The sequence below is a fragment of the Bradyrhizobium sp. UFLA05-108 genome, from assembly GCF_059803455.1.
The window spans coordinates 21,442-29,220 of record NZ_JBANAZ010000094.1; the positions used below are offsets into that span (position 1 = coordinate 21,442).

Below are 7,779 nucleotides of genomic sequence, written 5' to 3' on the forward strand. Positions count from 1 at the left end.
CTCCCCAACTGGACCCCGCCGCAAATGGCGGGGTTTTCGTTTTTGGACGGCCAGCCGAAGCCGTCTTCATCGACGACCCCGTTTCCTGCTCGCCTTTTTCGCGCTGGCAGCAATCTTCCTGGTCGCCTTCCCCGCGCTCTTCTTCGATGCTTTCGCGGGCTTCTTCCTGCCTTGTTTCCGCGAGGCCGTCTTCGCCTTTGGAGCCTTCTTTGGCTTGCTGGGTTTGGTGCCGGCAGGCTTTGGCTGCGCCCGTGATTCCGCCAGGGCGATCGGATTCGCCGCCGGCTTGTGCGAGGCGGACGCAATGCCTCCGCCGGCCGCTGCAAGCCAGAACCTCAATTCCGGCGACTTGACTCTTGGTCCCTGGATGTAGCGCTCCTGCCAAGTATCGTCGCCTTGCAGCGGCTTGCCGAAAATGTCCGGGTGCTCATTCAACAGGAAGCGCCACGCATAGTGATCGTAGAGATCGAGCACGTGGCAGGCATAGGCCTCCGCCAGCCCGCGATGGCCGCGGACGGTGACCATGTTCTCGTCGTTGTTGTGGGAGGCGCGGAAGCCGAGATTGTGCGAGCCGGTCACGACCACGCAGTCGGCGCTGAACGGATCGATCACCACGATCTTGTTGTGGATGATGGCAAAGCCGAACTTGGCGAGCTCGCCCTCCCAGGCGCCGAAGGCATCATGCGGCGTGACGGCCCCGGCCGGAAATCGATCTCGCCGGGAGCGCCTTTCTTCTTTGGCTTGCCGGATTCGCCGACCACGGTCACACCGCCATGCGTTCCATGCGACGAGCTGTGTTCATCATCGGCAGCTTCGGTTGCGCCGCCGGAATGCAGCGCCGCGGAGAAATTCTTCGCGCGCACGGGACTCGTCAGCGCGCCCCGCACGAACAGGTCGGGCTTCTCTTTCAAGAGCTTGCCGGCCTGATCGAGGATTGAGTTGTTGCCGGGGTCGAACGCCAGAAACAGGATCGCCTGCTTGGCGCCGCTCATCAGCTCGAACACCCGTCCCATGTCGTTGGGCGTGTCGGGATGCTTCGACAGCTTGTGCGGCGTGTTCGGCGAGAACATCAGCTCGACGGTCACACCATTGCCAAGGCTGATTGGCGACGAAATCGACTTATCGTTGTTGCCATGGGCGAAGTCGCGCAGGATCGGCGATTGCAGCTTGCTCTTGTTGCCCTGGGCCGCATCGACGTCGGCCTTCAACGCTGTCCAGTAGTCGAGGTAGCGCTGCGCAACGTCCTTGGACTCGATCACCAGCGCATTGTTGGTCTGGGTGCACAGGCCGGTGCTGGTCCAGTTGGTCGAACCCGACAGCGTGGCGATCGGCGTGTCGTTCTGGGTCAGGACCATGAACTTGTTGTGCGGGATGTCACCCTTGGCGAGGATGCGGTCGATCACGTTGACGCCGGCCGCCTTGAGCGCGGCGCGATTGTCCTTGTCCGCGTCGTCACTGTCCGGTGCCTGCTCGTTGCCGAGGATGACGTTGCGGCTATGGGGATTGGCCTGGAGCTGCTTTTCCAACCCGTTCGGATCGTTGAGCTCGTAGAGCGCGGCATGAATGACGCCACCGTTCTTGTCAGCCCTGGCAAGAAGCGAGGTGAGGCCTTCCTGCAACTGTCCCATCAGGCGGATGCGAATCGGATCGCCGGGATCGAGGATGTGCGGCTGCAGCGCCTCGATGCTGGGGTGCCTATGCAGGGCCTGCGACAGCGCCTGCGTCGCCGTGATGCCGCGGTTGAAATATGCGCTGAACGGCGGACGGCTCGGCGTCAGCGTGACCTGATTGCTGAGAAGCGGCGAGACCCCTGCAAGCGGCGTCAGCGTCTGGCCCGGCGCGCCACCCATGGGCACGATTCGATACTGATAGGTGCCGCCGCGCTTGGCGAAGAGGTCCTTCCACCAGAATTTCTGGACCGGCGCCTGCTCGGTCGTCAGCTTCGTGCCTGGATCCTGATCGGCAAACCGCGCAAGCGCAGGCAGGACCGTCTCGTGGTTCCCGGCGTCAACGTCGATCTGGTGGATCGCAAAGCCAAGACAACCATCGAGATGATGGTCGAACGTCCAGGCGACAACAGCAATATCATTGTTGGAAAACGCAATTGCAGGCATTGAACCGCTCCTTGGGCTCGGCCGAATGAAAAACGCTCAAGTTGCAACCGAATGCTATTGCTCGCAAAGAACTTTAAATCCTGGATGACAAGTCACGAAATTATCCGCAGGATAAGTGTGCTCGGGGGAACGACTGATGATTCTGCAATCGCTCGCGGGGCTGCCCGCTTTTCTCGTTTATTTCTGCACCGGGCTGGTAGCGATCGTGGCCTATCTGTTCATCTACACCCGCATCACGCCGCACAACGAATTCCAGCTCATCCGCGACAATGATCCGGCTGCCGCGATCGCGCTGGGGCTGAGCCTGCTCGGCTTCGTCGCACCGCTGTTCAGTGCCATCGCACATTCGGCCAATGTTGTGGACTGCCTGATCTGGGCGTTCATCGCGCTGATCGTCCAGGTGATCGTGTTCTACGTCGTGAAGATCCCGGTGCCGAACCTGTCGTCACGCATCGCCGCCGGCGACATGGCGCCCGCGATCTGGCTCGGCCTTTCCTCGCTCGCCGCAGGCCTGCTCAACGCCGCCTGCATGATCTACTGACCATGGCCGAGAAGCGCCCCAGCAAGGAGTTCGGCAAGCGTCGGCCACAGCCCTTGCCGTCGCCACCGAAGGAGCCGGTCAAACGCTCCGGCCAGGTCGCGCTGTTGGTGATGGGGACGATTGCGGTCGGCACCACCGCCTACACGCTGATGCCGCGGCAGAACTGCGATCCGCGCGCGCCCGGAATAGCGGAGCCAGCGCAACCGAATACGGCCTGCACCAGCAGAGGCTCATCTGGCGGCGGCAGCTCGCATTGGTCATCGCGTTCGAGCTTCTTCAGCAGCGACTCCTCGAGCCATTCCTCATCCGGCGGCTCGTCCGACTCGGGCACCAGTGGCGTGACGCGGGGCGGCTTTGGTTCGTTCGCGCATGCGTTCGGCTTTTCGGGCGGCGGCTGAGCCGAGCCAAGTTTTGAATTCACCGCCATTGGCCGGTCTGCTTAACTGGCGCGGGAGGAAGCGACATGAAACGTTCGCGACGGGTCGTGCTCACCCTGATGGGCAGTGCCGCGGTCGGCGCGGTCTCGATGGGATTTGTGCGGCGGCCTTATGACTGCGGACCAGGAATGACGGCCGTTCCCGGCATCGACGGGCAACCCTATTGCCGGCCTGCCACCTATGGCGGCTTCGGCGGCACGCTGCATGTCGTTCATGGACATGGCGATCATGGACATGGCGGTCATGGCCACGGCCATGGCGGCGGCTAGCGCATGCAACGGATTGTCTGTCCCGAGCGCGACGACTGGGAGCAAACCGCCGAACAATGCGGCTTCGACTTCCATACCATCGATGGTGAGCGCTACTGGGATGAGCGCGCCTATTACGCCTTCACGCTCGACGAGATCGAACGCGGGGTCGAAACGCCGACCGGCGAGATCGACGCGATGTGCCTCGAGCTCGCTGGCCGTATCATCATTGATGAGCGGCTGCTGGAGCGGTTGAAGATCCCGCAGCCCTTCTGGGACCTGATCGCCGAGAGCTGGGAGCGCGATGACCGCAGCCTCTATGGCCGGCTCGATCTGAAGTTCGACGGCACCTCGCCGGCCAAGCTGCTCGAATACAACGCGGATACGCCGACGTCGATCTTCGAGACCGCGGTGTTTCAATGGACCTGGCTCGAACAGGCGATCGAGCGGCGCATCATCCCGGCGCGGGCCGATCAGTTCAATTCCATCCATGAGCGGCTGATCGAGGCCTGGAGGGCAATCTCCCCAAGCCAGCATCTGCATCTCACCGGCACGACCGGCAATGAAGAAGACGCCGGCACGCTCGCCTATCTCGAGGACACAGCGCGGCAAGCGGGGCTATCGACCACACTGCTCGACATCGAGGAGATCGGCTGGCGCGATAGGGACGGCGGCTTCGTCGACCTCGACGACCGCGACATCGCGCTCGCCTTCAAGCTCTACCCCTGGGAATGGATGTTCCACGATGCCTTCGGCACCAAGCTCAAGGAGGCAACGACGCGCTGGATCGAGCCGCCGTGGAAGGCGGTGCTCTCCAACAAGGGCATCCTGCCGCTGCTCTGGGAGATGTTTCCGAACCATCCCAACCTGCTGCCGGCCTTCTTCGAGGATGATCCGCGCGCGGCCGAGCTCGGCAGCTCCTATGTGCGCAAGCCGCTGCTGTCGCGCGAAGGCGCCAACGTCACGCTGGTCTCGGGCGGCGTGTCACTCGACGAGCACACGGGTCCCTACGGCGCCGAAGGCTTCGTCCGCCAGGCACTCTCGCCGCTGCCGAATTTTTCCGGCTTCTATCCCGTCGTCGGAAGCTGGCTCGTGAACCACGAGCCCTGCGGTCTGTCGATCCGTGAGGACGAAAGCCCGATCACCGGCAACAGCTCGCGATTCTTGCCGCACGCGATTTTGTGAGGCCTCGGTCGTTCCGGGGCTCGACGCTGATGTGCCGCCCCGGAATGACGAGAAGAGAGGTCACCTTGCCGCGGCGATCCTCATGCCTGCAAGCATCGGCGCACCGGCCGAACGTGTGCCACGTGCCGGATTGATCTGGTAGAGGCCGCGGCGGTCGACGACCGGACGGAAGGCGTCGGTGATGCCGACGACTGACTCGGCGGCACCAAGCAGCAAGGTGCCATCCGCCTCAAGGCTCTTCGCCATGCGTTCGAAGATCACCGCCTTGGTGTCCTGGTCGAAATAGATCAGCACGTTGCGGCAGAAGATCACGTCGAAGGTGCCGAGATGCGAGAAATCCTGGAGCAGGTTGAGCTGGCGGAACTGCACCATGGAGCGCACGTCGGCATTGAGCTGCCAGATGTCCCCGGACTGGGTGAAGTATTTCACCAGCAACTGAATCGGCAGGCCGCGCTGCACCTCGAACTGGCTGTAGACGCCGGCCTTGGACTTCTCCAGCACCTCCTGAGACAGATCGGTCGCGACGATCTCGATGCGCCAGCCGGCGAGCGCTGCGCCTTTCTCCTTTAGGCACATCGCGATCGAATAGGGCTCCTGCCCGGTCGACGAGGCCGCCGACCAGATGCGCAGACTCCTGCGCGCCGCGCGCGCCTGAATCAGGCCCGGCAGGATGGTGTCGCGCAGATGATCGAACGGGACCTTGTCGCGGAAGAAGAAGGTCTCGTTGGTGGTCATCGCCTCGACCACGTCGGTCGCGAGCCTGGTATCGCCATTCTTGATCTTCTGCACGAGATCGGGAATGGCGGCGAGGCCCGCCTTGCGCGCGAGCGGCATGAGCCGGCTCTCGACCAGATAGGTCTTGTCGGCTGAGAGATCGAGGCCCGAACGCTCCTTCAGGAACTTGCGCAGATATTCATAGTCCATCGGCGTCACGAGCGGTCTCCCGAGAACAGACGATTGACCTTCGGCGCAATCTGATTGAGCGGCAGGATCGCGGCGCAGATGCCGGCATTCGCGGCCGCGCCCGGCATACCCCACACCACGCTGCTGGCTTCGTCCTGCGCGATCACGCTGCCGCCGGCGGCGACGATGTCCTTGCCGCCGCGCATGCCGTCCGAGCCCATGCCGGTCAGGATCACCGCCAGGATGCCGCCGTGCCAGAGGTCGATGGCGGAGGTGAAGAGCGGATCGACCGCGGGCTTGCAAAAGTTCACCGCAGGTCCGTCGTCGAGCGCGATCGCGGCCTCAGCGCCGCTCCGCACCACACGCATGTGCTTGCCGCCCGGCGCGAGATAGATCTGGCCCGGCTTCACCGCCTCGCCATCGATCGCCTCATGCGCTGGCCTGCGGCTCGAACGCGCCAGATGCTCGGCGAGAATGGTGGTGAAAGTCGGCGGCATGTGCTGGGTGATCAGCACCGGGAAGCGATCGATCACCGGACCGAGTTCGGTCACCAGCGACATCAGCGCCTGCGGACCGCCGGTCGAGGAGCCGATCAACAGCACCTTCGGGGCCTGCGCCGAGAACGAGCGTTTGACGAGCGAGGCGGCGGAGGCGACCGGCGCGGCCGGCGCCGGTGCCACAGGACGCGCGACGGGCTCGCGCGCAAGCGGAGCGGGGCTCGCGGGCGCGAGCGATGGGCTTGCGACCGCCGCCTTCCTGCGCAATCGCGCGCCGAGATGACGGATCTTCTGGATCAGGTCGTGATGGAAGACGTCGGCGGCGGAGGCCTCGCGGGTCGATTCCGGCTTCGGAATGTAGTCGGCCGCGCCCAGCGACAGCGCCTTGAAGCTGATCTCCGCGTTGCGGCGGGTCAGCGTGGAGGCCATGATGATGACGAGGTCACGCTTCTTGGCCAGAAGCTGCGGCAGCGCCGTGAGGCCATCGAGTTCGGGCATTTCGATGTCGAGCACGGCGACATCGGGGTTGATGCGTTCGAGCTGGTTGACCGCCTCAAGTCCGGTGCGCAGCGAGGCCGCGACCTCCATGTCGTGCTCGGCGCCGATCCAGCGCGAGATCAGACCGCGGATGACGACGGAATCGTCGACGATCATCACGCGCAGTGGCCCTTCCCGCGACGGACTGATGGTCGAACTTCCAGCGAACGCAACACTCATTACTCACCAACTCAGACTGAAACGGTTCAGTTGAAACAAACGCCGAAGGATCCGTTCAGCCCTCGGGCAGCACGGTCAGATCAGGCCGACTTCCTGGAACTTCGCCGTCACGATGTCCTTGTCGAACGGCTTCATGATGTACTCGTTGGCACCAGCATGCAGCGCGCGCGCGATATGCGCGACATCGTTCTCGGTGGTGCAGAACACCACCTTGGGCTGGTCGCCGCCGGGCATGCGGCGCAGATGGCCGAGGAATTCGTAGCCATCCATGACCGGCATGTTCCAGTCGAGCAGCACGGCATCGGGCAGCCCGCGCTTGCAGGCTTCCAGCGCCTTCTCGCCATCCTCGGCTTCGAGGATCTGGAAGTCGAGGCCTTCCAGGATGCGGCGCGCAACCTTGCGGATGACACTGGAGTCATCAACGACGAGACACGTTCTCATATGAGCCTCTACTTCCTGTCCCCGGCGGGACACTTCCAATTGCAGGTCGGTCGGCGGGCCGACCGTCGTCTCAGGCCGCCATCATCTCGGGCGCGAGTTCGAGGACGCGATCGACGTCGAGGACGACCATGAGCTGGCCGTCGAGACGGTGGACGCCGCCGGCGAGCTTGGCCATGCGGGGGTCGAGGTTGACGGGATTTTCCTCTTTGCCGTCCTCGGGCAGACGCAGCACCTCGCCGATCTGGTCGATCAGCAGGCCATAGGATTCACCGCGCAGGTCGACACCGACCGCCATCGGCAGCTTGCCGTCCTCGGGCCGCGGCAGCCCGAGCCGGGCGCGCATGTCGACGACGGTGACGATGCGGCCGCGCAGGTTCAAGACACCTGCGATCTCGCGGGAGGCGAGCGGCACGCGGGTGACGCGCTCGGGCATGAACACGTCCTGCACGCGTGAGATCGGCAGGCCGAAGAGCTGGCCGCCGATCATCGCGGTGACGTATTCGACCATGGCGCCTTCGGCGGATTGGGTCTTGCTGCTCATCTGTGTTTCCCCTGCCTCGTCTTGAGCATGATCTTCTCGGAAATCCGCTTCACACTTTGCGCTAACGCGGCCCTTCGGGTCCGGATCATGCTCTACGCCGCCGCCCGGCTGAGCTCGGAGGCGCCGGCGGCACCCGCGGTCTGTTCCTTCAGCGC

At 63.9% G+C, this 7,779-nt stretch carries 10 protein-coding genes; 4 read left to right on the forward strand and 6 right to left on the reverse strand.

All coding sequences use genetic code 11. The features are described 5' to 3' along the window. Positions 1–66: 66 nt before the first annotated feature. Together SO140_RS40995 and SO140_RS41000 are read right to left on the reverse strand one after the other, a co-directional pair. Positions 67–612, reverse strand: coding sequence for a hypothetical protein (locus tag SO140_RS40995; protein WP_498543918.1), 546 nt, complete (start codon positions 610–612; stop codon positions 67–69). Further along, positions 609–2,114, reverse strand: coding sequence for a phospholipase D-like domain-containing protein (locus SO140_RS41000; protein WP_498543919.1), 1,506 nt, complete (start codon positions 2,112–2,114; stop codon positions 609–611). The genes SO140_RS40995 and SO140_RS41000 overlap by 4 nt, the downstream gene beginning before the upstream one ends. A 136-nt stretch (positions 2,115–2,250) precedes the next feature. Here SO140_RS41000 and SO140_RS41005 point away from each other — a divergent pair, with 136 nt between their 5' ends. From SO140_RS41005 to SO140_RS41020, 4 genes are all read left to right on the forward strand, one after another. After that, complete coding sequence (locus tag SO140_RS41005; protein ID WP_449383585.1) at positions 2,251–2,655, forward strand: DUF350 domain-containing protein; 405 nt, start codon at positions 2,251–2,253, stop codon at positions 2,653–2,655. Positions 2,656–2,657: 2 nt separating this feature from the next. Next, positions 2,658–3,053: a hypothetical protein gene (locus tag SO140_RS41010; protein ID WP_474802932.1), complete on the forward strand. Its 396-nt coding sequence runs from the start codon at positions 2,658–2,660 to the stop codon at positions 3,051–3,053. Positions 3,054–3,118: 65 nt separating this feature from the next. After that, positions 3,119–3,361, forward strand: coding sequence for a hypothetical protein (locus SO140_RS41015; RefSeq protein WP_449383587.1), 243 nt, complete (start codon positions 3,119–3,121; stop codon positions 3,359–3,361). A 3-nt stretch (positions 3,362–3,364) separates the two neighbouring features. After that, positions 3,365–4,525 carry a glutathionylspermidine synthase family protein gene (locus SO140_RS41020; RefSeq protein ID WP_474802934.1) on the forward strand — a complete coding sequence of 387 codons (1,161 nt, stop codon included), beginning with the start codon at positions 3,365–3,367 and terminating at the stop codon, positions 4,523–4,525. A 60-nt stretch (positions 4,526–4,585) separates the two neighbouring features. On the opposite strand, the gene SO140_RS41025 is transcribed toward SO140_RS41020, so the two are convergent. The 4 genes from SO140_RS41025 to SO140_RS41040 form a co-directional block, all read right to left on the reverse strand. Then, on the reverse strand, positions 4,586–5,458 hold the full coding sequence (locus tag SO140_RS41025) for a CheR family methyltransferase (protein ID WP_474802936.1): 873 nt from the start codon (positions 5,456–5,458) through the stop codon (positions 4,586–4,588). Beyond that, complete coding sequence (locus tag SO140_RS41030) at positions 5,455–6,642, reverse strand: protein-glutamate methylesterase/protein-glutamine glutaminase (protein WP_474802938.1); 1,188 nt, start codon at positions 6,640–6,642, stop codon at positions 5,455–5,457. Before SO140_RS41030 ends, SO140_RS41025 begins: the two co-directional genes overlap by 4 nt. 75 nt (positions 6,643–6,717) lie before the next feature. Next, positions 6,718–7,083, reverse strand: coding sequence for a response regulator (locus tag SO140_RS41035; RefSeq protein WP_007600538.1), 366 nt, complete (start codon positions 7,081–7,083; stop codon positions 6,718–6,720). A 70-nt stretch (positions 7,084–7,153) separates the two neighbouring features. Next, a complete protein-coding gene (locus SO140_RS41040) occupies positions 7,154–7,624 on the reverse strand; it encodes a chemotaxis protein CheW (protein WP_498543920.1) in 471 nt (156 codons plus the stop codon). Between the last annotated feature and the right edge of the window lie 155 nt (positions 7,625–7,779).